Source organism: uncultured Corynebacterium sp., assembly GCF_902782855.1.
GTDB lineage: Bacteria > Actinomycetota > Actinomycetes > Mycobacteriales > Mycobacteriaceae > Corynebacterium.
Genome location: NZ_CACZOO010000038.1, coordinates 1 through 24,001, shown reverse-complemented (window position 1 = coordinate 24,001; position 24,001 = coordinate 1). Strand labels below are relative to the sequence as shown.

At 67.1% G+C, this 24,001-nt stretch carries 27 protein-coding genes and 1 pseudogene; 13 read left to right on the top strand and 15 right to left on the bottom strand.

Going from position 1 to position 24,001, the window contains the following annotated elements; genetic code table 11:
• Both QZV72_RS01670 and QZV72_RS01665 read right to left on the bottom strand, forming a co-directional pair.
• Positions 1-1,022, bottom strand: a 1,022-nt coding sequence (locus QZV72_RS01670; RefSeq protein WP_297004420.1) for an MFS transporter, incomplete at its 3' end; no start/stop codon positions are given.
• Positions 1,022-1,618 carry a TetR/AcrR family transcriptional regulator gene (locus tag QZV72_RS01665; RefSeq protein ID WP_297004418.1) on the bottom strand — a complete coding sequence of 199 codons (597 nt, stop codon included), beginning with the start codon at positions 1,616-1,618 and terminating at the stop codon, positions 1,022-1,024. The genes QZV72_RS01665 and QZV72_RS01670, both read right to left, overlap by 1 nt.
• Before the next feature lie 148 nt (positions 1,619-1,766).
• On the opposite strand from QZV72_RS01665, the gene QZV72_RS01660 reads away from it, so the two are divergent.
• Positions 1,767-2,027: an AbrB/MazE/SpoVT family DNA-binding domain-containing protein gene (locus QZV72_RS01660; protein ID WP_297004415.1), complete on the top strand. Its 261-nt coding sequence runs from the start codon at positions 1,767-1,769 to the stop codon at positions 2,025-2,027.
• Positions 2,014-2,421: a PIN domain-containing protein gene (locus QZV72_RS01655; protein WP_297004411.1), complete on the top strand. Its 408-nt coding sequence runs from the start codon at positions 2,014-2,016 to the stop codon at positions 2,419-2,421. Before QZV72_RS01660 ends, QZV72_RS01655 begins: the two co-directional genes overlap by 14 nt.
• Positions 2,422-2,442: 21 nt before the next feature.
• On the opposite strand, the gene QZV72_RS01650 is transcribed toward QZV72_RS01655, so the two are convergent.
• Together QZV72_RS01650 and QZV72_RS01645 are read right to left on the bottom strand one after the other, a co-directional pair.
• A complete protein-coding gene (locus QZV72_RS01650; RefSeq protein ID WP_297004409.1) occupies positions 2,443-2,751 on the bottom strand; it encodes a hypothetical protein in 309 nt (102 codons plus the stop codon).
• A 672-nt stretch (positions 2,752-3,423) separates the two neighbouring features.
• Positions 3,424-3,666 (bottom strand): hypothetical protein, encoded by a 243-nt coding sequence (locus QZV72_RS01645; RefSeq protein ID WP_297004408.1) that lies wholly within the window; start codon positions 3,664-3,666, stop codon positions 3,424-3,426.
• Between the two features lie 68 nt (positions 3,667-3,734).
• Here QZV72_RS01645 and QZV72_RS01640 point away from each other — a divergent pair, with 68 nt between their 5' ends.
• Positions 3,735-4,406, top strand: coding sequence for an SDR family oxidoreductase (locus QZV72_RS01640; RefSeq protein ID WP_297004405.1), 672 nt, complete (start codon positions 3,735-3,737; stop codon positions 4,404-4,406).
• On the opposite strand, the gene QZV72_RS01635 is transcribed toward QZV72_RS01640, so the two are convergent.
• Both QZV72_RS01635 and QZV72_RS01630 read right to left on the bottom strand, forming a co-directional pair.
• Positions 4,381-5,166 (bottom strand): class I SAM-dependent methyltransferase, encoded by a 786-nt coding sequence (locus QZV72_RS01635; protein WP_297004425.1) that lies wholly within the window; start codon positions 5,164-5,166, stop codon positions 4,381-4,383. The two genes, QZV72_RS01640 and QZV72_RS01635, sit on opposite strands and share 26 nt — an antisense overlap.
• A 74-nt stretch (positions 5,167-5,240) precedes the next feature.
• A complete protein-coding gene (locus tag QZV72_RS01630; RefSeq protein ID WP_297004403.1) occupies positions 5,241-6,824 on the bottom strand; it encodes a succinic semialdehyde dehydrogenase in 1,584 nt (527 codons plus the stop codon).
• A gap of 192 nt (positions 6,825-7,016) precedes the next feature.
• Here QZV72_RS01630 and QZV72_RS01625 point away from each other — a divergent pair, with 192 nt between their 5' ends.
• Positions 7,017-7,907, top strand: coding sequence for a Bax inhibitor-1/YccA family protein (locus QZV72_RS01625; RefSeq protein WP_297004424.1), 891 nt, complete (start codon positions 7,017-7,019; stop codon positions 7,905-7,907).
• Positions 7,908-8,016: 109 nt separating this feature from the next.
• Here the strand turns inward: QZV72_RS01625 and greA are convergent, their stop codons facing one another.
• The gene (gene greA / locus QZV72_RS01620) at positions 8,017-8,538 is read right to left on the bottom strand and encodes a transcription elongation factor GreA (protein WP_297004401.1); all 522 of its coding nucleotides are present in this window, start codon (positions 8,536-8,538) and stop codon (positions 8,017-8,019) included.
• Positions 8,539-8,646: 108 nt separating this feature from the next.
• Positions 8,647-9,087 carry a DUF4307 domain-containing protein gene (locus tag QZV72_RS01615; protein WP_297004399.1) on the bottom strand — a complete coding sequence of 147 codons (441 nt, stop codon included), beginning with the start codon at positions 9,085-9,087 and terminating at the stop codon, positions 8,647-8,649.
• A 95-nt stretch (positions 9,088-9,182) separates the two neighbouring features.
• Here QZV72_RS01615 and mca point away from each other — a divergent pair, with 95 nt between their 5' ends.
• Genes mca through QZV72_RS01600 form a run of 3 tightly spaced genes read left to right on the top strand, consistent with a single transcriptional unit; the run spans position 9,183 to position 11,261 of the window.
• On the top strand, positions 9,183-10,085 hold the full coding sequence (gene mca, locus QZV72_RS01610) for a mycothiol conjugate amidase Mca (RefSeq protein WP_297004396.1): 903 nt from the start codon (positions 9,183-9,185) through the stop codon (positions 10,083-10,085).
• Positions 10,086-10,119: 34 nt separating this feature from the next.
• Entirely contained in the window at positions 10,120-10,509 is a 390-nt protein-coding gene (locus QZV72_RS01605; RefSeq protein WP_297004394.1) for a hypothetical protein, read from the top strand.
• Positions 10,506-11,261, top strand: a complete 756-nt coding sequence (locus QZV72_RS01600) for an isoprenyl transferase (protein ID WP_297004391.1) — start codon at positions 10,506-10,508, stop codon at positions 11,259-11,261. Before QZV72_RS01605 ends, QZV72_RS01600 begins: the two co-directional genes overlap by 4 nt.
• A gap of 4 nt (positions 11,262-11,265) precedes the next feature.
• Here the strand turns inward: QZV72_RS01600 and coaA are convergent, their stop codons facing one another.
• Positions 11,266-12,201 (bottom strand): type I pantothenate kinase, encoded by a 936-nt coding sequence (gene coaA / locus QZV72_RS01595; protein WP_297004387.1) that lies wholly within the window; start codon positions 12,199-12,201, stop codon positions 11,266-11,268.
• Between the two features lie 126 nt (positions 12,202-12,327).
• Here coaA and glyA point away from each other — a divergent pair, with 126 nt between their 5' ends.
• Genes glyA through QZV72_RS01580 form a run of 3 tightly spaced genes read left to right on the top strand, consistent with a single transcriptional unit; the run spans position 12,328 to position 15,059 of the window.
• Positions 12,328-13,620, top strand: a complete 1,293-nt coding sequence (glyA, locus tag QZV72_RS01590; RefSeq protein ID WP_297004384.1) for a serine hydroxymethyltransferase — start codon at positions 12,328-12,330, stop codon at positions 13,618-13,620.
• A gap of 20 nt (positions 13,621-13,640) precedes the next feature.
• A complete protein-coding gene (locus QZV72_RS01585) occupies positions 13,641-14,240 on the top strand; it encodes an isochorismatase family protein (protein ID WP_297004378.1) in 600 nt (199 codons plus the stop codon).
• 33 nt (positions 14,241-14,273) lie between these two features.
• Positions 14,274-15,059: an enoyl-CoA hydratase/isomerase family protein gene (locus QZV72_RS01580; protein WP_297004375.1), complete on the top strand. Its 786-nt coding sequence runs from the start codon at positions 14,274-14,276 to the stop codon at positions 15,057-15,059.
• A gap of 11 nt (positions 15,060-15,070) precedes the next feature.
• Here the strand turns inward: QZV72_RS01580 and QZV72_RS01575 are convergent, their stop codons facing one another.
• Both QZV72_RS01575 and QZV72_RS01570 read right to left on the bottom strand, forming a co-directional pair.
• Complete coding sequence (locus tag QZV72_RS01575) at positions 15,071-16,243, bottom strand: acyl-CoA dehydrogenase family protein (RefSeq protein WP_297004374.1); 1,173 nt, start codon at positions 16,241-16,243, stop codon at positions 15,071-15,073.
• A 623-nt stretch (positions 16,244-16,866) separates the two neighbouring features.
• Positions 16,867-17,229, bottom strand: a complete 363-nt coding sequence (locus QZV72_RS01570; RefSeq protein ID WP_297004422.1) for a DUF5997 family protein — start codon at positions 17,227-17,229, stop codon at positions 16,867-16,869.
• Between the two features lie 69 nt (positions 17,230-17,298).
• Here QZV72_RS01570 and QZV72_RS01565 point away from each other — a divergent pair, with 69 nt between their 5' ends.
• From QZV72_RS01565 to QZV72_RS01555, 3 genes are all read left to right on the top strand, one after another.
• Positions 17,299-17,913, top strand: a complete 615-nt coding sequence (locus tag QZV72_RS01565; protein WP_297004371.1) for a LysR substrate-binding domain-containing protein — start codon at positions 17,299-17,301, stop codon at positions 17,911-17,913.
• 108 nt (positions 17,914-18,021) lie between these two features.
• A complete protein-coding gene (locus tag QZV72_RS01560; protein ID WP_297004369.1) occupies positions 18,022-19,425 on the top strand; it encodes a PhoH family protein in 1,404 nt (467 codons plus the stop codon).
• 45 nt (positions 19,426-19,470) lie between these two features.
• Positions 19,471-20,031 (top strand): GNAT family N-acetyltransferase, encoded by a 561-nt coding sequence (locus QZV72_RS01555; RefSeq protein WP_297004366.1) that lies wholly within the window; start codon positions 19,471-19,473, stop codon positions 20,029-20,031.
• An 83-nt stretch (positions 20,032-20,114) separates the two neighbouring features.
• Here QZV72_RS01555 and QZV72_RS01550 read toward each other — a convergent pair whose 3' ends face one another.
• The 4 genes and pseudogenes from QZV72_RS01550 to QZV72_RS01535 form a co-directional block, all read right to left on the bottom strand.
• Positions 20,115-21,683, bottom strand: coding sequence for an MDR family MFS transporter (locus QZV72_RS01550; protein WP_297004363.1), 1,569 nt, complete (start codon positions 21,681-21,683; stop codon positions 20,115-20,117).
• A gap of 59 nt (positions 21,684-21,742) precedes the next feature.
• A complete protein-coding gene (locus tag QZV72_RS01545) occupies positions 21,743-22,420 on the bottom strand; it encodes a TetR/AcrR family transcriptional regulator (protein WP_297004360.1) in 678 nt (225 codons plus the stop codon).
• Between the two features lie 115 nt (positions 22,421-22,535).
• Positions 22,536-23,423 carry a ribonuclease HI family protein gene (locus QZV72_RS01540; protein WP_297004357.1) on the bottom strand — a complete coding sequence of 296 codons (888 nt, stop codon included), beginning with the start codon at positions 23,421-23,423 and terminating at the stop codon, positions 22,536-22,538.
• Positions 23,401-24,001 (bottom strand): annotated as a pseudogene (locus tag QZV72_RS01535) (excinuclease ABC subunit UvrA); the annotation flags it as partial. The gene QZV72_RS01540 and the pseudogene QZV72_RS01535, both read right to left, overlap by 23 nt.

The following is a 24,001-nucleotide window of genomic DNA, read 5'->3' as shown; positions in this document are numbered from 1 at the left end:
GTCCCGGAGGTATTCAGTGCGATCGCGGCGTCCGCACCATCTCCAGCGGTGGTGGACAGCCGGGCAGTGAACGCCGGTGAGAGCGAGAACGCCCCGAGCGCCTGGACTGCCCCGGCGACCACCAGGGCGGTGACTGCGGTACCGGAACTCAGCGGCGCCTGCGTCCACAACAGCAGGCAGCCGGCACACCCGGCAGCGAGGACGCCCAGTCCGAGAACGACCGTGCGCACCGGGCCGAACCGGTCAGTGAGTACTCCGCCCGCCCATACGCCGATGATCCCGCAGGCCCCGGAGGCCGCGAAGGTGAGAGCACGCAGTTCGTGACCCGGCGCAGCTCCCTCCAGGAACGGGGAGAGGTAGGTGAAAGCCATCATCGACCCGGACATCGCCACGACGTTCACGGCCAATGTCAGTGCGACCGGTGAGCTGGTCAGCGCCCTGAGCTGCTCGGTGACGGGAACCTCCTCTTCGCCACGAGTGTCGGTGACCATGGTCAGCCGGATCGCGGCGATGGTCACCAACGCGCAGACCGCGAGGGCGAGGAAGCTGACCCGCCAACTCACCGCGTGGGAGATGAGGGTACCGAGCGGGACGCCGAGGGCGATGGCCCCGGTCACTCCCATGGCGACCACGCTGATGTAGCGGCCGATCTTCTCCGGCGGTGCCTGCTGTGCAGTCCACGAGAAGATGGCCGGGGTGGACGCTCCCGCACACAGTGCAGCGATCACACGCAGGGCCATCAGTACCCAGTAGTCCGAGGTCGCTGCTGCTGCGAGGTTCGCACACGCGAAGATGCCCAGGGTGACGGTGAACAGGGTGCTGCGCCTGACGCGGATGAGGCTGACAGCGGCGACGGGTGCGGAGACCGCGACGGTCAGGGAGAAGACGGTGACGAGCTGTCCGGCCTGCGCTTCAGAGACACCCAGGTCATCGGCGAGTTCCGGCAGGATTCCGGCGATGATGTAGTCGTCGGTGTAGAAGACAAGTGCGGCAACGAGTAACGCGAACAACCAGCGGGGCATCAGCGCGTCCTTTCCGCCGCGGACTGCAGTGCCTCGGTGATCAGGAGAATCATCTGCTCCGGAGGCAGGGCACCGTGGCTGGTGGACGCATCGAAGGTCATGCCGACCATGAGGGTCTTGATGCTGACTGCGGAGCGTGCGGCGCGTTCGGGTGGAACCCCGAGTCCGTGGAGAACGATGCCCACCACGCTCTGCATGTCCGTCGACATGCGATCGGTGATGTTCCGGAAGACCTCCTTCGTCCGTGAGGCCATCATGAACTCACCGAGGACGATGTTCTCCAGGCGTCGTTCCTCGTCGAGGGGGAGGAGTTCGCCGAGTACTGCGGCGGCGGTGTCCACGGTATGGGTCCCCGGGGAGCCCGTGAGGTCATGGCGGTTCAGACGACGGTCCATGCGGTCGCCGACGTCCTTGGCTGCGGCGGCCAGGAGGTCATGCTGACTGGCGTAGGTATTGCGGATGCTGCCGACATTCAGGCCAGCTTCGTCGGCGACGGTACGGAAGGAAAGTCCGTCGACCCCGCGGGTCTCGATGAGGCGGAAGGCGGCTGTCAGGATCTGCTGGCGCCGCTGGTCAGGGTCTACGATCTTCGGCATGGCCACCAATATATCACGACTGTGATAAATAAAATGACGGCCGGAATCTCGGCGGCGTTGGCACTGGTGAAGGAGCTGGACGGGTGAGGGCGAGGAACACGTACGAAATCATGGACAGGTACTACAGTGAATCGCTAGTATTACGAACATGACCATGTACACCACGATCACGTCGAAGGGGCAGATCACGCTGCCTGCACAGGTCCGTCACGCACTCCACCTGAAACCAGGGCAGAAGGTTTCCGTGAATATCGAGGACGGAAGGATCATCGTGGATGCCCCACCGGAGATCGAAGATACAAGGGCACAGCTCAGGGCTGAAGCGATCCGTCAGGGAACATGGGGGACTGCGCCGGTGAGTGGAGATGGTTGGCAGGCCCAGGCGGAGGCCCGGCATGGCGAGTCTTGACACCAACTGCATTCTGCGGTGGTTGCTCGACGATGTGCCTGCGCAGACAACCGAGGTCGACCGAATCATTGCGACCCATCCTCGTCTGGACGTCGCTGATGTTGCGCTCGTTGAGGTGGTCTTCGTTCTGGAACGTGTACTGAAACTGCCGAGGTCCAGCGTGGGGACGGCATTCGCGACCCTCGCAGCTCAGAGCACCATCGCGTTCGATCGCAGACTCTGGGGTGCGGTGATCGAGAGGTACCTCGCTCACCCCAAGCTTTCAGTCGCCGACATCTATCTGGCGCTCACCGCCGATGGCAACGGAGCGGGTCCGCTACTCACCTTCGACAAGAAGCTTGCCTCCCAGATCGATGAGGCTGTGCTGGTGAACGATGCCGTCGACGGCGGGTAGCCCGAACCTCGTAACAGGAAGTTACCGCGTCAGAAAAGCGTCTACCACCTGTGCGTACTCCTCCGGCTCCTCCATCATCGCCATGTGCGCCGAGTTCTCGAAGACGCGCCACCGGGCGCCGGGGATCGCGTCCACCATCGGACGGACCGTGGCCGGTGTCATCTCGTCGAAGCGCCCTGAGGTGACCAGCACCGGAAGATCCGGTTCCCCCAACCGGTCGGCGACCGACCATTCCTTCAGTGACCCGGTCATGTTCCACTCCGGGCTGAGCAGGGCACCGTAGATCTCATCGTTGAGCCCGGCGATGGAGGCCAGCATGTGGTTCGGCATGTGCTCCAGTCGCAGGACATGCAGTTTCTGGAACGCGCCGTACGCCCGGCCGTACTCCGCAGAGTTCGTCAGTCCCCCGGCCTCGCACCGGTCGATGACGGTGCCGAGACCGTCGGGCAGAGCGGTCCTTCAGTGCGGCGATCTCCCGCCGGTAGAGCGGCATGTCCGCACAGGTGCTCGCCAGCACGAGCCGACGCAGCCCGGCAGGCTGACGCAGGGCGAAACCCAGGACGATCCAGCAGCCTGCGGAATGCACCAGCAGGTCGTAGCTGTCGAGGGACAACGCATCCGACAGACCCGACAGTTCATCGACGAACAACCCCGGCGTCCGTCGGCGTCACCGGTCTCCGGGGAATCCTCATCCGGTCCGTCCGGGGCGTAGCGCTCCGGGATACTGCCGTAGTTGTCCGTAGTGGTCCGTAGTTGTTCAGGGACTGGTGGATGATGAGCGCGGAACCGTCGTCATCGGGGAGACTGTCCTCGGTCACCCGGTCGGTGGAGCCGGTGAGTGCGGTGGAGTCGGAGGAGGACGAGGAGTGTCACAGCGGCGGCTGCTACGGCGGAAGATCTGGGCGGGAGTCGCACGGGATCCGCCTTCCTGGTGACCGGGAACTGACACCGTGTCCTCTCTACGTCCTCTCTACGGTACGGACCTCCCGCGGCGGCCGCAGTCTACTTCTTCTGCAGCTGCTTGAACCCCAACCAGCCGACCAGGACGATCAGCAGGACCGGCAGCAGCTTGAACACGAGGGCCACCGCCCCGGCGAACGCGGTGGAGATCGCGACGATGGCGAAGACCAGGGTGAGCGCACCGAGGATGAACGACCAGCCCCACCGTTTCTGGTCGGCGGCCCACCATGCGCCGACACCGGCGATCGCGCCGAGGATGAGGGTGGTCAGGGTGGTTTCGAACATGGGGGGCGCCTTCCGCTGGAGGTACTGTGCGTCTCCGAGCATACGGGCGGACCACTACGCTCGGGGACATGTCTGACATTTCCAACAGCCCCACCCGCACCGATGTTCCCGTCGCCCTCGTCACCGGCGGTTCCCGCGGTATCGGCGCCGCCGTGGTCGCCGACCTCTCCCGCACCCACCGCGTCATCTCCTGGTCCAGCCAGGACGCCGACCTCGGTGACCCGGCGTCCCTCGCCGGTGCAGTGGGGAAGCTGGGCCTGGAACGGCTGGACGTCCTCGTCCACTCCGCCGGCCTGTCCTGGCACGACCGGGTGGAGGACGCCACCTGGGACGGGTGGGAGCGGATGTTCCGGGTCAACGTCTTCGGCGTCGCCGAACTCACCCGGCTCCTCCTGCCCGCGCTGCGCACCGCCCACGGGACCGTCGTCACCGTGAACTCCGGCTCCGGCCACCGGTCGGCGCCGGGGATGTCCCAGTACGCGGGCACGAAGTTCGCGCTGCGGGCCTTCACCGACGCCCTGCGTGAGGAGGAGCGGGGCACCGTGCGGGTCAGCTCGGTGCATCCCGGCCGGGTCGACACGGACATGCAGGTCGCCCTGCAGACCGAGCTCGGCAACACCGACTATGACGGGGCCCGCTACGTCCGCCCCGAGTCAGTCGCCGCAGCGGTGCGGCTGGCGGTCGACATCACCGACGAGGCGATCGTCGAGGAGGTCAGCGTCCGCCCGGTGCGTGGGTAGTGTCCGGTTTCTCCAGCACGAAGATCGCCGTCCCGGGGAACACCCGACCACGTGTGGCGGACCACTGCCCCCAGGTCGGCGTCCCCTCCCGCCACTCCGGCTCGACCAGGTCGATCAGCCGTAGCCCGGCGGTGGCGAAGGCCCGCACCCAGTCGCCCATGGTGTGGTGGAACTCCGCGTAGCGCAGCGCCCCCGGATCGGCCGGGTCGTCCCGTTCCCACTCCAGGTAGACGTCCTCGAAGTAGGGGATGGCAGCTGTCAGCTCATCCGGGTCATCGGGGAAAATCCACGCCGTCGGGTGGTTCACCGCGATGACACCCCGTCCACCGGGACGCAGCACCCGGGCGAGCTCCACCATCGCCGCGCCCAGGTCCGCGAGGAAGGGATAGCCGCCGAAAGAGGAGAAGACCACGTCGGCGGCGTCCTCCGCGACGGGGAGGGACGCCGCATCCGCCTGGAGAAGATGCAGCCCGTCGATCCGTGGGGCGCGGGTGAGCATGCCGTGGGAGATGTCGACCCCCACGACCCGGGCACCGGTGTGCCGCAGCTGCCCTGCGAGCCACGCGGCACACGGGGCGGAGCCGCAGCCCACCTCGACCACGGTGCGTCCGGCGAGATCATCCGGAGCTCCCAGCAGTCGGGCCTCCGCCTCGGTGAGCCGCTCCGGGCACCAGTGGAAGGTGTCCAGGTAGTCCGCGTGATCATCGTGGTAGCGGTCGGTGTCGGCGTCCCAGTGCCGACGCTGCACCCTGCCCAGCATCTGCGCCGTCCGGTCCACCGTCGTGGAATCCCCTGCTGCCCCGGTCGTGTCCGTCACAGCAGCGGAGTCTACAGCTAGCGCAGGATCCTCGTCTTCTTGCCCAGCGACAACAGCACCGTCATCAGCGCCGCGTAGGCCCTGGGCTTCAGGAACTTCGGGCCACGGATCGGGATGAGCCGCTGCTCGGTGATGTTCTGGGTCTCGGTGTACTTCAGCATGCCGTAGTGGCCCTGGCGACGGCCCTGCCCGGACTCCTTGGTGCCGCCCATCTCGTTGTCCACCGAGGCGAACGCGGCGGCGTAGCCGTCGTTGACGTTGACCGTGCCGGAGTAGATCTGCTCGGCGACCTCGTTGGCCTCCTTCGACGGGCCCCAGACCGACGAATTCAGACCGTACTCGGTGTCATTGGCCTTCGCCACGGCCTCGGCGTGGGAGTCGACCTTCTCGACGTAGACGACCGGGCCGAAGACCTCCTCACGGGCGAGGAGGGCATCGGCCGGGACGTCGGTGAGCACGGTCGGCTCGTAGAAGTACGGGCCGAGATCCGGTCGTGCCCTGCCACCGGCGACGACCTTCGCGCCTTTGTCCTTCGCGTCGTCGACGTACTTCTCGACGGTCGCGACCTGGGACGCGCCCGCCAGCGAGCCCATGGTGACCGACCAGTCGAAACCGGGACCCATCTTCATGGCGGAGGCGGCCTTGGCGAACTTCTCGACGAACTCGTCGTAGACGTCCGTGTGGGCGTAGATGCGCTCGATGGAGACGCACAGCTGACCGGAGTTGGCGAAGCAGCCGGTGACCACACCGTCGACGATCTTGTCCACCTCGGCGTGCCGGGTGATGATGAGCGGGTTCTTGCCGCCGAGCTCGGCGGAGTAGCCGATGAGACGACGCCCGGCGATCTCGCCCAGGTGCTTACCGGTGGCGGTGGAGCCGGTGAACATGAGGTAGTCGCAGGTCTCGGCGATCGCGTTGCCGACCACACGGCCCGGACCGGTGACCAGCTGGACGACGTTGCGCGGCAGTCCGGCCTCGAAGAGCAGCTTGAAAGCGAGCAGAGAGGTGAAGGGGGTGGAGGAGTCCGGCTTCGCGACCAGGGCGTTGCCGGCGGCGATGCCGGGGAGTGAATCGGAGATACCCAGGGTCAGCGGGTAGTTCCACGGGGCGATCTGGCCGATGACGCCCTTGGGCAGGTGGTGCTCGGTGGACTTGGTGAGGATCGGGATGACGCCGGTGTGGCGCTTGGGCCTGAGGATCGTGCCGACGTGGTTGCCGTAGTAGCGGGCGGTCATCGCGGTGTGCATGAGCTCCTCGTACGCCGAGTCGCGGCTCTTGCCGGTCTCCAGCTGGACGACGTCCATGATGAGTTCACGGTGCTTGAGCACGAGGTCGTGGAAGCGCAGGAGGATCTTCCCGCGCTCCTTGTAGGAGGTCCTCGCCCAGATCTTCTGGGCGGCACGGGCACGGGTGAAGGCCTCCTCGACGTCGGCCTCGGTGCCGCGGCCCACCCAGCCGACGGTCTCTCCGGTGAACGGGCCCTCGATCTCGAGACGGTCACCCGAGTCGAGGTTCCCGGTGACCGCGTTGACGGTGAGGCTACGTAGTTCGTCGGCGACATCGTCGGGAATGGCGCCGTAGGGGAGTCGCTTGATGGTCATGTCGGCAAACATTATCTGACTCGGTGCCGGCGCGTGGGTGGATTTGGAATCCACGTTACGGAACGCACCGGGAACACAGTGGGAGAGTCGTCCGTTGCTACTATGAGAAAGACGAGAAACCGTGTTCACCTTGCACTCCGGGGTGTGACATTCCCGAGTGACGCCGGCGGCGTCCCAGAAAGGTCCCAGACAGTGAAGAGCTCGAACCCGTACATGAGTTCGCTGACCAAGGCCACGGCCGAGTCCCAGCGGGCGCAGTCCATGGCCTACCAGCAGGGCGGTGCCCAGGGAGGATTCTCCCAGCCGGGTTACGCCCAGAACCCCTACGCAGCCCAGGCCCAGCCCGGGTACCGGCAGTCCCCGAACTACGGTGTCCCGGCGGCCTCCGCCGACCGGCCGATGACCGTCGATGACGTCGTCACGAAGACCAGCATCACCCTCGCCGTGATCGTCGTCTTCGCCGCTGTCACGATGGTGATCGCCAAGGACAACCCGGGCCTGGCGCTGGGGCTGATGCTCATCGGTGCCGTCGGTGGCTTCATTGCCGTGCTGGTCTCCTCTTTCAGCAGGAAGTTCGGCTCCCCGGTCGTCACCCTCGTCTACGCAGCCTTCGAGGGCCTGTTCGTCGGTGGTTTCAGCTGGGCACTCTCCGGCATGGCGGTCGGCGACTCCGACGCCGGGGCGATGATCTTCCAGGCGATCCTCGGTACCGTCGGTGTTTTCGTCGGCATGCTCGTGGTCTACAAGACCGGTGCGATCCGGGTCACCCCGAAGTTCACCAAGATCATGATCAGCGCCCTCATCGGTGTCTGCGTCCTGGCCCTGGGCAACCTGGTCTTCTCACTGTTCACTGACGGTGCCGGTCCGCTGCGCGACGGTGGCCCGATCGCCATCATCTTCTCCCTGGTCTGCATCGGTCTGGCCGCGATGAGCTTTTTGGCGGACTTCGACCAGGCGGACCAGCTGATCCGCGCCGGGGCGCCGTCCAAGATGGCCTGGGGCGTCGCCCTCGGCCTGGCGGTGACCCTGGTCTGGCTCTACACCGAGATCCTCCGCCTGCTGTCGTACCTCAACAACGACTAGCGGCGCCTGTCGCAGGTAGTGGAGACCGACAGAGAAAGCCCCCGTCCGGAACCTGATTCCGGGCGGGGGCTTTCCTCGGTCTGTCGTGGACGTGTGCGGCGACTGACGTCTACTGCTCAGCGCGCGGGATGTCACGGTTCGGGTCGTACGGCTCCGCGGTCACCAGGGTGACGGAGATCGTGCTGCCGTTGGGGGCGGCGTACTCACGGGTCTCGCCCTCCCTGGCCCCGATGAGGGCGGCACCCAGCGGGGCATCGGTGGAGTAGGTCTCCAGGTCGGGGTTGGAGGACTCGAGGCCGCGGGTTCCGATGAGGAAGGTCTCCTTGTCGTCCTCGTCACCGTCGTAGTAGACGTGGACCACGGAACCGACCAGGGCCACACCGGACTCCGCCGGGGCCTCACCGATGGTGGCGTTGTCGAGCAGCTCCTCGAGGTAGGCGATGCGGGCCTCCTCCTGGCCCTGCTGTTCGCGGGCGGCGTGGTAGCCGCCGTTCTCCTTGAGATCGCCCTCTTCGCGGCGTTCGTTGATCTCGGCGGCCAACGCGGTGCGGTTGCCCTTGAGCGCGGCCAGCTCGTCATTGAGGCGGTCGTAGGATTCCTGGGTCAGCCAGGTCGTCTGATTGTCGGCCATGTCCGGTCGAGTCCTCCTGCGGGTAGACCTTGGGCGCGGCGGGGTACCGCCGCGCCTTGTTCGCCGCACAGTGTAGCACCGGTGTCCCGTCCACTGTCCGGGCCGGTGTCAGTCTTCTGTGGTGGTGCTGTCGTCCAGGTAGGAGGGGAAGATCGTGGAGCATCCGTAGACGTCGGTGGCGACCGCCTGTTCCCGGGTCGGGACCTTGATCCGCAGCCGGGTGGTCGCGTCCCCGCCCGCGGCGACGACGGCCTCGCGGCGTCCGACCTCGGCCTTGTCGTAGTTCATCGCGGTGACGATGCAGTAGGCGGGGCGGGAACTGTCATCCCGGGTGATGTCGAGGTTCATCATGATCGAGTCACCGGTGTTGTCGGAGAACCCGGCGACGGTGGCGGAGACGTCGGCGTCGGAGCTGTTGCGCCACTGGCTCCAGATGAAGACCCCGGCAACCAACAGGACGCCGACGATGCCGATGACGAGGAACTTTCCGCTGACCCCGCGGGTGTTCTGGTCACGGCCACCGTAGGACGCCTTGCTCTGGGAACTCATGGTCCCCATCCTAGGGGGCGGGGCCGGGGGAGCGGGAATCCCGGCCCGGGGTGGCGGCTGGACGCCGCAGGCCGGGCGTTGTTGAATGGTCTTCCATGCAGCCATCCCTGTCTCCGAACCTCTCCGCCGCCGGGCATGCGGGTCTCCGCCTGCTCGCGGTCCACGCCCACCCCGACGACGAGTCGAGCAAGGGGGCGGCGGCGATGGCGCGGTACGCCGACGAGGGGGTGACGGTGAAGGTGCTCACCTGCACCGGCGGGGAACGCGGCAGCATCCTGAACCCGAAGATGGACCGCCCCGGAGTGGCCGAGCACATGCACGAGATCAGGATCGCGGAGATGGCCCACGCCGCCGAGATCCTCGGGGTGGAGCAGGAGTGGCTCGGCTACATCGATTCCGGCCTGCCGGAGGGGGACCCGTTGCCCCCGTTGCCTGAGGGCTGTTTCGCTCTGGCGGACACCGAGGAGGCCACGGCGAAGATGGTGGCGGTGTTCCGCGCGTTCCGGCCACACGTGATCATCACGTACGACGAGAACGGCGGCTACCCGCACCCGGACCACATCAAGACCCACGCCGTGAGTGTGCGTGCCTGGGAACGGTCGGGGGACCCCGGGTACCGTCCTGACCTGGGCGAGCCGTGGACGGTGCAGAAGATGTACTACACGCACGGTTTCATCCGGCGGCGCTTCGAACTGCTGGCCCGGGCGGAGCAGGAGGCAGGCAACCTCACCGCGGCGAGTGCCCTGGAGCGGTGGAACGACGTCCCGGACATCATGCCCCGGGTGACCACACGTATCGCGTGCGCACCCTGGTTCGCCCGGCGGGACGCAGCCCTTCGGGCCCACGCCACCCAGATCGACCCGGACGGCCCGTTCTTCGCCGTGTCGACGGAACTCCAGGAGCGGATCTGGCCGACCGAGGAGTTCGAGCTCGCCGCGGCCCGGGTCCCGACCACCTTCCCGGAGGACGACCTCTTCACGGGAGTCGTGCCCGACTAGGGTGGTGACTGTTCCCTCGGATACTCTGGAGCACATGTTGCAGGATCTTCACCTCGTCACCGCCCAGGCCGGGTCACTCGGCTACACCGTTCTCGCCCAGGCGGAGAAAACCGGGCCCCAGGGGCCGGAGTTCGGTAAGGCGTCCCCGGTCGGTCTGCTGGTGATCGTCGCCCTGCTCGTGGTGATCCTCGCCCTGGGCGTGCTGTTCAACCGGCGGATGAAGAACATGGTCCGGCGACGCGAATACGCTGAGAAGCATGCCATGGACCCTTTCGACATCGACGGCATCGACGCAGCCATGGCGCGTGACCAGGGGCTCAACGACGACGAGGTCGAGGAGCAGGCGTGGCCGTTGGCGGAGCCGGAGGAACTCGCAGCACAGTACGGTGAGGGTGACGAGGATCCCCGGGGTGGCCGCCCTTGATCCTCCACCGGCTCTACGAGCAGCGGCTGATCCGTTTCATGCGGGGGCGACCCCGGCCGTCCCATGTCGCCATCATGTGTGACGGCAACCGCCGGTGGGCCCGGGAGAACGGCTTCACCGACGTCACCCACGGCCACCGTGTCGGGGCGAAGAAGATCGTCGAGGTCGTCGGCTGGTGCGAGGAGCAGGGGATCGACACGGTCACCGTGTACCTGCTGAGCACGGAGAACCTCGGACGCAGTGCCGATGAGCTGGAACTGCTCATGGAGATCATCGGGGACGTCTCCGATGAGATCGCCTCGGCGAAGGACGGGTTCCGCCTCCGGGTGATCGGACGCGCCGAGCTGCTGCCGAAGGAACTGTGCGGGCGACTCGCCGAGGCCGAGGAACGGACCCGTTCCCACGAGGGGCCGCAGGTGAACATCGCCGTCGGCTACGGCGGCCGCCAGGAGGTGGTGGACGCCGTCCGGGACCTGGTCACGGACCTGGGGGAGCAGGGCGTCCCTGTCGCGGAGATCCCGGAGCGGATCACCGTCGACTCGTTGACCGAGCACCTGTACACCTCCGGACAGCCGGATCCGGACCTGGTGATCCGGACCTCCGGGGAACAGCGGCTGTCCGGGTTCCTGCTGTGGCAGTCGGCGTACTCGGAGATCTGGTTCACCGAGACCTACTGGCCGGCGTTCCGGCGCATCGACTTCCTGCGCGCGCTGCGGGACTTCTCGACCCGGCAACGGCGCTTCGGGAAGTAGCCCCCTAGATCTTGCGCATCCGGACCGTCTCGACGAGGTGGTCGGGTCCTTTCGTCATCACCAGGTGCGCCCGGATACGGGTCGGCAGGATGTTCTCCACCAGGTTGGGCAGGTTGGTGGTCTGCCAGATCTCCCGTGCGACGATGCGGGCGTCATCGTCGGACAGGCCCGCATAGTAGTGGAAGTGGGCGCCGGGGTTCCGGAACGCCGAATTCTTCAGCTTGAGGAAACGGTCGATGTACCACCGCTCGATGTCGGCGCGGTCGGCGTCGACGTAGACGGAGAAGTCGAAGAGGTCGGAGACCATCAGTGAGGGCCCGGTCTGCAGTACGTTGAGCCCCTCGATGATGAGGATGTCCGGCCGGTCGACGATGTGGACCTTGTCAAGGCGGTCGTAGGTCTCGTGGGAGTACATGGGGGCGGGGACCTCGGCGGCACCCGACTTCACCGCGGTGACGAACTGCATCAGCGCCCGCTGATCGTAGCTCTCCGGGTACCCCTTGCGCCCCATCATGTGGCGGCGGTTGAGTTCGGCGGCGGGGTAGAGGAAACCGTCGGTGGTGACCAGGTCGACCCGCGGGGTGGACTCCCACCGCTGCAGCAGGACCTGCAGCAGGCGCGCGGTGGTGGACTTGCCGACGGCGACGGAGCCGGAGACCCCGATGATGAAAGGGACATGGGGCATGGTCTCGCCGAGGAAGGTGCCGGTCGCCTCGTTGAGCCGACGGATCGCCTGGAACCGCAGGTCGATGAGGCGGGACAGCGGCAGGTAGATCTCGCTGACCTCCTCCAGATCGATGTCCTCGCCCACGCCCCGGAGTTCCGCGAGCTCCTCCTCGCTGAGAACCTGGGGCATGGAGCGACGAAGGGTCTGCCACTGGGCGCGGTCGAGTTCGAGGAACGGGTTCACGTCGGGGGACGGGGGGAAGGAGTCGGGCACGAGCCGTATTCTCCCCTCAGGCGAGGGGGAGGACCAAACCGGGGACGCCGTGGGCCCGGGTCGGACCTGGGCAGGATAGGATGTGCGGTGATCCGTTGACGCAGACCTGCGAAAGGTACTCCACCGATGACCGACACCACCCAACACAATCTCCCCCTCGGGGATTTCGACCCGGAGGTGGCCGCCGCCATCGCCGGTGAGCTCTCCCGGCAGCGCGACACCCTGGAGATGATCGCGAGTGAGAACTTCGTCCCGCGCGCCGTCCTCCAGGCCCAGGGCTCCGTGCTCACCAACAAGTACGCTGAGGGCTACCCGGGCCGCCGCTATTACGGCGGTTGTGAGAACGTCGACATCATCGAGGACCTCGCCCGCGACCGTGCGAAGGCCGTCTTCGGTGCCGAGTTCGCCAATGTCCAGCCGCACTCCGGTGCACAGGCCAACGCCGCCGTGCTGATGACGCTGGCCAACCCGGGCGACAAGATCATGGGCCTGTCGCTGGCGCACGGCGGGCATCTCACCCACGGCATGAAGCTGAACTTCTCCGGCAAACTCTACGAGGTCGCGGCCTACGAGGTCGACCCGGAGACCATGCGTCTGGACATGGACAAGGTCCGCGAGCAGGCCATTGCCAAGAAGCCGCAGGTCATCATCGGTGGCTGGTCCGCCTACCCGCGTCACCAGGACTTCGCGGCCTTCCGCTCGATCGCAGACGAGGTCGGGGCGAAGCTCTGGGTCGACATGGCGCACTTCGCGGGCCTGGTCGCCGCCGACCTGCACCCGTCGCCGGTACCCTACGCCGACATCGTCTCCACCACGGTCCACAAGACCCTCGGTGGTCCGCGTTCCGGCATGATCCTGGCGAAGCAGGAGTACGCCAAGAAGATCAACTCGTCGGTCTTCCCGGGCCAGCAGGGTGGGCCGCTGATGCACGTCATCGCGGCGAAGGCCGTGTCGATGAAGATCGCCCAGACCGACGAGTTCCGCGACCGCCAGGCGCGCACCCTCGAGGGTGCGAAAATCCTCGCCGACCGGCTCACCGCCCGCGACACGGCGGACGCCGGTGTACAGGTGCTCACCGGAGGCACCGACGTGCACCTGGTGCTCGTCGATCTCCGCAAGTCCGAGCTCAACGGTCAGGAGGCGGAGGACCTGCTGCACGAGGTCGGCATCACCGTCAACCGTAACGCCGTCCCCTTCGACCCGCGCCCGCCGATGGTCACCTCCGGTCTGCGCATCGGCACCCCGGCCCTGGCCTCCCGTGGCCTGGACGCCCCCGCCTTCACCGAGGTCGCGGACATCATCGGTACCGCCCTGGCCCAGGGAAAGAACGCCGACACCGCAGCCCTGCGCGCCCGGGTGGACAAGGTCGCCGCGGACTTCCCGCTGTACCCGGGCCTCGAGGACTGGAAGCTGGTCTAGAGCTGGTTGAGGAGTCACCCGTGCGCGCGCTGATCGTCGTCGACATCCAGAATGACTTCTGCCCCGGGGGATCCCTGGGAACCGCCCGAGGGGCGGAGGTGGCGGCGGCGGTCTCCGCGTACCTGCGGTCGGTGCCGGCCGGCACCTACGTGGCAGTGGTGGGGACGAGGGACCACCACATCGACCCTGAGGGGCACTTCGCCCAGGAGGGTACGGTGCCGGACTTCGAGGAGACCTGGCCGGTGCACTGCGTCGCCGGGACTCCCGGGGCGGAACCGCATCCGGACCTGGACACGTCGCTCATCGACGCCTGGTTCCTCAAGGGTGAGCACACCGCGGCCTACTCGGGCTTCGAGGGGCATCTGGAGGGGGCGGAGGGCCTGCTCGCCGGCTGGCTGCGGGCCAGGGGCGTCACCGACGTCGACGTCTGCGGGATCGCCACGGACTTCTGCGTCCGGGCCACCGCGCTGGACGCCGTCGCCGAGGAGTTCGGGGTGCGCACGTTGACTGACCTGTGCTCCCCGGTGACTCCGGGCGGTGGGGCGGTCGCCTTCAACCAGATGGCCTGTGCGGGGGTGGAGCTGGTGGAGTCCGGTGACGGAGTTCCCCCGAGCGCATGATCGGTCGGTACGCCGCCCGGTAGTCTCGGTGCCATGAGTCTTGTGGAGATCACCGACGCCGCCGGCGTCCGCACCATCACCGTCAACCGTCCGGACGCCTTCAACTCGCTGAACCGTGACCTGCGACTCGCGCTGATTGACGCGTTCACCACCGCCGCAGCGGACGCCGTCGGCGGTGGGCCGGTACGGGCAGTCGTCGTCGCTGCGGCGGGGAAGGCCTTCTGCTCCGGTCAGGACCTCAGGGAGCAGCTGGTCGACGCCCGCGAGGGAACAGGGTCGGACAAGGTCGTCGAGGAGTACAACCCGATGATGGCGGCACTGCTGTCTATTCCTGTACCGGTCATCGCTGCGGTACAGGGGCCGGCAGCCGGCGCGGGCTGGGGGATCGCGATGGCCTGCGACTTCCGCGTCATGTCCTCGGCCGCGAGCCTCAAAGGTGCGTTCTCCGGGGTGGGCCTGGCGTCCGACTGCGGCCTCTCGCAGTCGCTGACCGACGCGGTCGGCCAGACCAAGGCACTGGAGCTGCTGTTGTTCGACGAGAAGATCCCCGCCGACCGGGCTGCGGCCCTCGGCATCGTCACCTCGGTGGTGGAGCCGGACCAGTTGGAGGGGGCTGTGGCGTCCCTGGCGCAGCGTTTCGCGACGGGCCCGACCGCGTCCTACCGGGAGATCAAGGCACTCGTGCGGGACGCCGCCGCGGTCAACGCCCGCGCCGACGAGGAGGGGGACGCCCAGCTGCGGCTGTTCGGCACGAAGGACCATGTGGAGGCCATGTCCGCGTTCCTGGAGAAGCGCCCCCCGCACTTCATCGGGGAGTAGGCCTCAGAAACCTACTTGAGGCCCTTGGCGAGTCGGCGGGAGATGATCTCCAGCATGATCTCGTTCGGGCCGCCGTAGATCGGCTGGACACGCGAGTCGAGGTAGTGGGTGGCGATGGGGTACTCCATCATGAAGCCGTAGCCGCCGTGGAGCTGCAGGGCGGTGTTGACGACCTTGATCTGCAGTTCGGTGGTGAGGTACTTGGCCATGGATGCGGTGACCTCGTCGAGCTCCCCGTTGACCTTGGCTTCGACCGCGGCGTCGACGAAAGACTGCGCGGACTGGATCTCGGTGGCCATCTTGGCCAGTTCCCAGCGGTAGGCCTGGTGGTCGATGAGCCGGCTCCCGAAGGTCTTGCGGTCCTGGGAGTGCTTGTAGACGAGGTCGAAGGCGCGACGGGAGGTGGCGATGGAGCCGACGGCGATGGAGACCCGCTCCTGGGCGAGGTTGGTGCGCAGGTATCCGAAGCCGGCGCCCTCCTCACCGAGGAGGTTCGCGGCCGGGACGACGGCGTTCTCGAAGTTGAGCTCGGCGGTGTCCTGCGCCTTGAGGCCGACCTTCTTGAGCGGGCCGGTCTTGGTGAAGCCCTCGGTCTCGGAGTCGACGATGATGATGGAGACACCGGCGCGGCCCTGGGACGGGTCGGTGATGGCGACGACGAGGGTGAAGTCCGCCTGGATGCCGTTGGAGATGAAGGTCTTGGAACCGTTGATGACGTAGTCGCCGGAGTCGTTCTTGAGCGCGGTGGTGCGGATGCCGGCGAGGTCGGCTCCGGCGCCGGGCTCGGTCATCGCGATGGCGCCGATCTTCTCGCCGGAGCACAGCGGGGCGAGGTACCGACGCTTCTGCTCGTCGGAGGCGAATCGCTCGAGGTAGGGGATGACCAGGTCGTTGATGACCTGGATGGAGACGATGACGGAGCCGCAGTCCGCCTCGGCGAGTTCCTCGGAGAGGATCGCGTTGAAGCGGTAGTCGGGCATTCCGCCGCCGCCGAACTCCTCGGGGGAGGTGATGCCGAACAGTCCGAGTTCCCCGGCCGCCCGGTACATGGAACGGTCGCAGAAGCCCTGCTCGTGCCACTTGTCCACGTTGGGACGGATCTCGGTATCGACGAAGCTGCGGCAGGTTTCGCGGAACATGTCGTGTTCTTCGTTGAAGATGGTTCGGGGCAGGAAGTTCTTCATGTCGACCTTTCCTCGGGGGAGGGTGCGGGGGTGAGGACGCCAGGCAGTGGGGTGAAACTCACTTTGGGAAACCATGTGACCTGCGTCTCTCAGGTGATTACAAATTCATAGTATCCGCATCGGGGGCGGAAAGCGCAACAAAGATGCCGGACGGGTGGGTTGAGATGCCCCGGGGGTGGCACGCGGGGGTGGTGGTGCCCGAGATGTCCGGTACTCCGGAATGCGCTGGTCACGTGGCAATGAATAGGCCTGCTGGTCAATTACGCAACATTGATGTTGTCGAATTGTTGACACGCTGCTTTAGGTCTCGCTAACCTCATGGACGTGTCGAAGGCTAGTCACCTACGGCGCACTGCAGTTGTGGATCAGCCGCAACGGCAGGTGGAATCCAGGGTATTCAGCCCCAGTCCGAGACATCCGGCTTCCTCTTCTCACCGGATCAACGGAACGAGGCTGCGGCACCTCCAACGCGCACCCTGGGCTGCAGTTCACCTGTCAGTGGCGGCAAAACGGAAGCATGAGCCCCCGCGGATTCGTCACCCGCGATCCGGGCCCTTCCACTGTTGAGGCCCCGCTTCCCTGGCTCGTCACCCAGGGAAGCGGGGCCTCAGTCCTGCCCGGAACTAGTCTTCGATCGCCTCGGTCGCGTCGGCGTCGCGTCCCTTACCTTCCTCGGTACGGCGGGCGGCCAGCGCAGTGCGGGCGGTGCGCAGCCACTCCGGCTGGTCGGCGAGCAGGGCCTTGATCTCGACGGCGGTCAGGGGCCGGTCGGCGTCGTTGGCCTTCAGTGCGGTGATCGTGATGCCGAGCTTGCGGGCCACTTCGGGACGGGGGAACGGGCCCTCCCGGCGCAGCGTCTGCAGCCACTCCGGCGGGTCCGCCTGCAGAGCCACGAACTCATCGTGGGTCAGCGGGGTCTCCCGGAATTCCGCCGGGGTCGCGGGGAGGTAGATGTTCAGCTTCTTCGCCGCGGTCTGCGGCTTCATGCGGTTCGCGTCGCTCATGGCCGTTCAGTGTAGTGGGGGAGGGCGCCCCGGAGCCGATAGGATGACGTCATGCGCTATCTCAGGGTCGTCTTCGCGCCGGGGGTCGTCCCCGGCAAATGGTTCTCCCGGTTCGATGAGCGGACTGACGGATGGCAGGCGGCCGGGGCGCAGTCGGACTCCCCCCTGACTCATGTTCTCTCCCGCGCCGCGGACATCGGCATCGTACGATTCCCCGGCGAGAGCTGGGACGGTGGTGTCGGCACGGGGGAGCTTGCGGGTGTGCCGGACATCGGCGAGCGGGAGATGACGGTCCACGATCTCCACCGGGTCCGTCTCTACGCGGAGACGCCGGGGATCGCGGTACCGAAGGACCACACCCTGGAGGCGTTGGCCGACCAGGAACCGGCGACCGCGGCCGACCTCGACGGAGAGACGGTGCTCTACCGTGGTGTGTCACCGTCGCGGGTCCGGGAGAATCTGGAGGTCGTCGCGGCGAACGTGGGCTGCGTCATCGCGCCCCGGCCGCTGCTCCGATCCGTCAACCGGAGGGGAGTCGTGCACCGCAACTTCTCGGGTGCACCGACCACCGGAATCGGCCTGGTGTGGCGACGTGACCGCGATGACGAGGTGGTGCAGCAGTTCGTCGGTGTCTGTCGGGGTCGCCGGGCAACGAGCTCCCGGTGAACCTCCGGCGGAGAACCCGGACCCCCGGGGACGGTGCGGCGGGCGATTTCACACGGTGTTCATCTCACAACCATGTGAGTAACACGTCGGCGTCCTAGCGTCGGGGACATGACCGACACCACCACCGTCACCACACCGGCAGGCCGCTCCGACGGGGCGGCCTGCGTCCGTCTACGCACCTACGTCATCGACACCTCCGTCCTTCTCTCGGACCCCTGGGCGCTGCTGAAGTTCGCGGAGCACAGGGTGGTCCTCCCGGTCGTGGTCGTCAGTGAACTGGAAGGCAAGCGGTCCCACCCGGAGCTCGGCTGGTTCGCCCGCCAGGCGCTCAACCTCCTCGAAGACCTCCGCAGGGCCGAGGGGCGCCTGGACCGGGACATCACGGTCACCCCGGAAGGCGGGACGCTGCGCGTGGAGCTCAACCACTCCGATGAATCGGTGCTCCCCGCGGGGCTCAGGCTCAGCGCCGGGGCGAAGCCGGACGGCGCGGACAACGACCGGCGGATCCTCACCTGCGCCCTCAACCTCAGCCGGGACGGCGAGGCGGTCACCCTGGTCACCAAAGACGTCCCGCTGCGTGTCAAGGCCGGCTCGGTCGGCCTGGCCGCCGACGAGTACCGCGCCCAGGATGTCGTCCTCACCGGCTACGACGGCATGACCGGTGCGGAGGTCGACGCCGCCGTGATCGACGACCTCTTCGCCACCGGAGCGACCGACGGGGCGGGGATCGTGGACGCCCGCCTCGATGATGACGGCGCCCCGCTGTCCGATCTCCCGGTGCACTGCGGCGTGCAGCTCACCGCAGGCAGTCAGTCGGCGATCGCGAGGGTCGCCCCGGGCGGGGTCCTGCGGGCGGTCCCGACCGACCGGGAGGCGTTCGGCCTGCGGGGACGTAGCTCCCGGCAGCGACTGGCACTGGATCTCCTGCTCGACGAGGAGATCGGCATCGTCTCCCTCGGCGGGTCCGCCGGCACGGGCAAGTCTGCGCTGGCGCTGTGCGCCGGGCTGGAGAGCGTCATGGAACGCAACCGCCACCGCCGGATCGTCGTCTTCCGTCCGCTCTACGCCGTCGGTGGGCAGGACCTCGGTTTCCTGCCGGGAGACGCCGACGAGAAGATGAACCCGTGGGCCCAGGCGGTCTTCGACACCCTCGAGGGCCTGGTCAGTGAGAACGTGCTCGACGAGGTCGTTGACCGGGAGCTGCTGGAGGTTCTGCCGCTGACGCACATCCGGGGCCGCAGTCTGCATGACAGCTTCGTCATCGTCGACGAGGCGCAGTCCCTGGAACGCAATGTCCTGCTCACCGTGCTGTCCCGGATCGGCCGAAACTCGCGGGTCGTGCTCACCCACGATGTCGCCCAGCGCGACAACCTCCGGGTGGGACGCCACGACGGGATCCAGGCGGTCATCGAGAAACTCAAGGGGCACCCGTTGTTCGCCCATGTCACCCTCACCCGGTCCGAGCGCTCGGCGATCGCCGAACTGGTCACGGACCTGTTGGAGCGCGGCTGACGTGAGCGTGTGCGCGCCGGGCCCCGCGCCTTTAAAATCATCGGCATGACATTCATCATCCGCCCCATGGGGGAGGTCGACTACCCACAGGTCGCGTCGATTCAGCAGGCCGGCATGGACACCGGTCACGCGACCTATGAAGGGCAGACAGTCACGTGGGCGGAGTTCACCGCCCACCGCCGTCCCAACCTCATGTTCGTTGCTGACGAGGACGGTACGGTCCTCGGCTGGGTCACCGGATCCTGGTACTCCCACCGGGCCGTCTTCAGCGGCGTGGTGGAGGATTCCGTCTACGTGTCCCCGGCGGCCACGGGGAGGGGAGTGGCAGGGGCTCTCCTGGACCACCTCATCGAGAAGTCCACCGAGGCCGGGTGCTGGGCGATCCATGCCGTGGTCTTCCCGGAGAACTCCGGGTCGATGCGACTGCACCGCTCACGGGGCTTCCAGGAGATCGGCACCGCGCACACCATGGCCAAGATGACCTACGGTCCGATGAAGGGCAGCTGGCGGGACATCGTCAGCTTCGAGAAGGTCCTGGAGGGCGGCCCCGCGCACCCCGAGTACCATGAGCGCGTGGTGCAGCCGGGGGCGGACGCCGCGTCCTGACCCCGGACCCGTGACAGACGGAGAAGCCCCGTTCACCGGGACACGGTGAGCGGGGCTTCGTGCGTACCGGAGCAGGTGGGGAGCTACTCGATGGTCTCCTTCAGCTTCTCCTCGCGGGTGAAGAAGAGGATGACGGCCGCGATGAGGGCGAAGGGGATGAGCACGGTGAAGATCGGCACCAGGGCGTCGTTGTAGCTGGTGATGATCGCCTCGTGCAGGGCCCCGGGCAGGTGCTTGACGATCTCCGGGGTCAGACTGTGGCTCTCACCGGAGAAGAGGGACATGTAGTCCGTCGCCTTGTCGCCGAGGGATTCCATGGCGCCGGGGACACGGTCACCGATGTCGTCCTGCAGCCGGGAGGTGAACACCGAACCCACGACGGCGGATCCGACCGACATGCCGATCTGGCGGAAGAAGTTGTTCGACGCGGTGGCGGTGCCGACCATGGACACAGGGAAGGAGTTCTGGACCATGAGGACGAGGATCTGCATGGCCATGCCGATGCCGAAGCCGAAGACGTAGAGGACGAGGCCGAGGTGGACCAGGCCGTCATGGGTCTCCAGACCGCCGAGCAGGAACAGTCCGACGGCGACGACGACCATGCCGATGACCGGGTACCACTTGTAGCTGCCGGTGCGGGACACGACGACACCGACGACGATGGAGGTCGGCAGGAGGCCGAGGACCATCGGGATCATCATCAGGCCGGCCTTGGTCGGTGTCATCCCGTGGACCATCTGGATGTAGGTCGGCATGTAGGCCAGAGCGCCGAGCATGACGATGCCGATGACGACACCGGCGGTGGAGCAGAGCACGAAGTTACGGTTCCGGAACAGCTCCAGCGGAATGATCGGGGCCGCGGCCCTCGACTCGGCGAAGACGAAGAGGACGGCGCAGACGACGGTCGCGATGATGAGGCCGATGATCGTGGCGGAACCCCAGGGGTAGTCCTTGCCTCCCCAGGTGATGAAGAGGATCAGGCAGGTGGAGAAGCCTGCCATGAACAGGGTGCCCCAGACATCGAGCCGGGCGCCTTCGCCGCGCTTCGGGATGTGGAGCGCGAAGACGGCGATGGCGATGGCGATCAGCGCGATCGGGATGTTGAACCAGAGGGCCCAGCGCCAGCCGGGGCCATCGGTGAACAGGCCACCGAGCAGGGGGCCGAGCACGGAGGACAGGCCGAAGACGGCGCCCATGAGACCCATGTACTTGCCGCGCTGACGGGCCGGGACGACGTCGGCGATGATGGCCTGCGAGAGCACCATCATGCCGCCGCCACCGATGCCCTGGATGGCGCGGGCGACGATGATGACCCAGATGTTCGGGGCGAGTGCTCCGACCAGGGAGCCGATGAGATACATGAACAGGGCGAAGATGAACAGCGGCTTGCGGCCCATCTGGTCGCCGAGCTTTCCGTAGATCGGCAGGCCGATGGTCTGGGCCAGCAGGAACGAGGTGATGACCCAGCTCTGCTGGTCGGTGCCGCCGAGCTCACCGACGACGGTCGGCAGGGCGGTGGAGAAGATCGTCTGTCCCAGGGAGACCAGCAGCATGCCCAGCATGAGGGCGCTGAAGACCAGTGGAATGTTGTTCTTGGTCGGTGTCGCGGTCGCGGTGCCGGGGGTCACCCGGTCGGTCGTCGTGTCTGTCATGTGCGTTATCTGTCTTCTCTTCTCGTTGACTTCCGGTGGAGTTGGGTGGTGGGGCCGGTTCAGTCCCAGTTGTCGGCGTAGGCGGCGGCCAGTCCGATGAGGTCACAACCGGTCCGGTTCAACATGTCCTCCCGGGGGAGGTCGCGGTCCGGATGGATGAGCGGCCCGGTGATCAGGCACTGGCGGATGAAGGATGTCAGCAGGGTCGCTTCCTCACGGGTGCTGAGGTCCGTGGACCGTCGCTGTTCGGGGAAGGTGGTGAGATGGCTGTCGATCGCCTCGAGGATCGATCCCGCCAGCTGATCGAAACGTCTCATCCCGGACACCATCAGGTGCGGGGTGACCGCCATGATCGCCCGGCGTCGGTCCCGGATCCGCAGGCTGGTCTCCTCGTCGAGGGAGAGCGCCGGCGAGATGTCGGGGTCGTTGTCGATGCGTCTTCCGATGTAGCGGAGGATGTCACGGACGACGTTGTCCGAGTCAGTGGTGGCGAATCTGTCCAGGTCCTCCTGCGGGATGGCGGGGATGCCGGTCCCGGAGGCTGCCTGGTCCTTTGACGCGAAGTAGTTGAAGTAGGTCCGTCGGCTCACACCGGCTTCCTCACAGATCTCCTCCAACGTGACCTGGTCGAAACCGCGTTCGAGGATCAGCGCGGTGGCGCAGTCCTCGATCCGCAGTCTGGTCTCCCGGCGCTTGCGCTCGCGCAGTCCGGGGCACTCGGTGTCTCTCTCAGTCACGAGAGACCGTTGTACACCGGATGCATTCTTGCACGCAATGCAATATTGCCACCAGTTCACCCGCGGACGGGGTGGGCGACTTGTGGTCAACGAGGTTAACCGCTAGGGCCTTGTGTCAGCTCTGGACTGGAGTTGCCTGGTGGTGGCGCAGTGTCCACTGTTCACCCTCGCGGACCCAGAGGGACGCCCTCTCCGTACCCCCGGTCGCCCCCGACGTCATATAGGTGAGCAGAATCACAGTCGGCGCGATCCGCGTCGCCGTGATGTCCGCGGCGCACACCTCATCGACCGCCTCAAACCCGACCAGCGGAGACATAGCGTCCAACGCCTCCCCGCGGCTCAACCGCTGACCGTCGGGACCGGTTTCCGTCATCTCCCCGTGCAGCAGGCGGGACGCCAGCTCCCGGTTGCCGCGCACCGCATCGGAGAGCAGCGCGAGCTCACGGTCGACGACGGCGTCAACATCAGAGGGGACGCGGACGCCGGTCCCCGGTGCCTCCACCGTAACCGCGGCAGACGCAGGAGCGGACGTGGCGTCGAAGCCCGGCCCCTCCTCCGGTGCACGCTTCCTCTGGAACGCCGTTGCCGCCGCGTTGGCGCGCTGGTCGGCGGCCTCGTTCATCGGATGTCCGGCGTGCCCCTTCACCCACTCGAAGCGGACGCGGCGTCCCTGCAGCGCAGCGTCGATCGCCTTCATGAGGTCCACATTCAGCACCGGCTTGCCGTCGCGCTTCCTCCACCCCTTCCTCTTCCAGCCCGGCATCCACTTCGTCACCGAGTTGATGACGTACTGGGAGTCGCACAGGACCAGCAGGTCCTCATCGGCAAGACCTGCGTCCGCGGTGGACTCGAGCAGGTCAAGGACCGCCTTGAGCTCACCCATGTTGTTCGTGCCGTGGGGCCATCCGCCGGCACGCCAGGTGTCGTCGTCGATGTACCAGGCCCACCCGGCGGGGCCGGGGTTGCCGAGAGCGGATCCGTCAGCGGCTGCGGTGATTGTCATGCGACTCACCGTACAGGTGGGCCCGCAGGTACCTTCCGGTGACCGAGGCACGGTCCGCGGCGATCTCGTCCGGAGACCCGGTGGCCACGATGCGCCCGCCGTCGGCACCACCGCCGGGGCCCATGTCGATGACATGGTCGGCGTTGGCGACCATGTCCAGGTCGTGCTCGATGACCAGTACGGTCGCCCCGCGGTCGCAGAGCCGCTGCAGGACCGCCAGCAGGTCACGGACATCGGCCGGGTGCAGGCCCACACTCGGTTCGTCGAGGACGAAGACCGCGTCGGACTGGTCCCGGTGCAGCTCGTTGACCAGCTTGAGCCGCTGCGCCTCGCCACCGGACAGCGCCGGGGTGGCTTCGCCGAGAGTGAGGTAGCCCAGGCCGAGCTCGGCGAACGCGGCGAGACGGCGTCGCACCCTGGCCAGCCCGGTGACCGTCGCGAGCGCCTCATCGACGGTCATCGAGAGCAGTCGGGGCAGGCTCACCCCGTCGCGCCTGTACCTGTCGGCGGTGGGGGAGTAGCGGGTGCCGTGGCAGTCGGGGCAGACGATGTCGACGTCCGGGAGGAACTGGACGTCC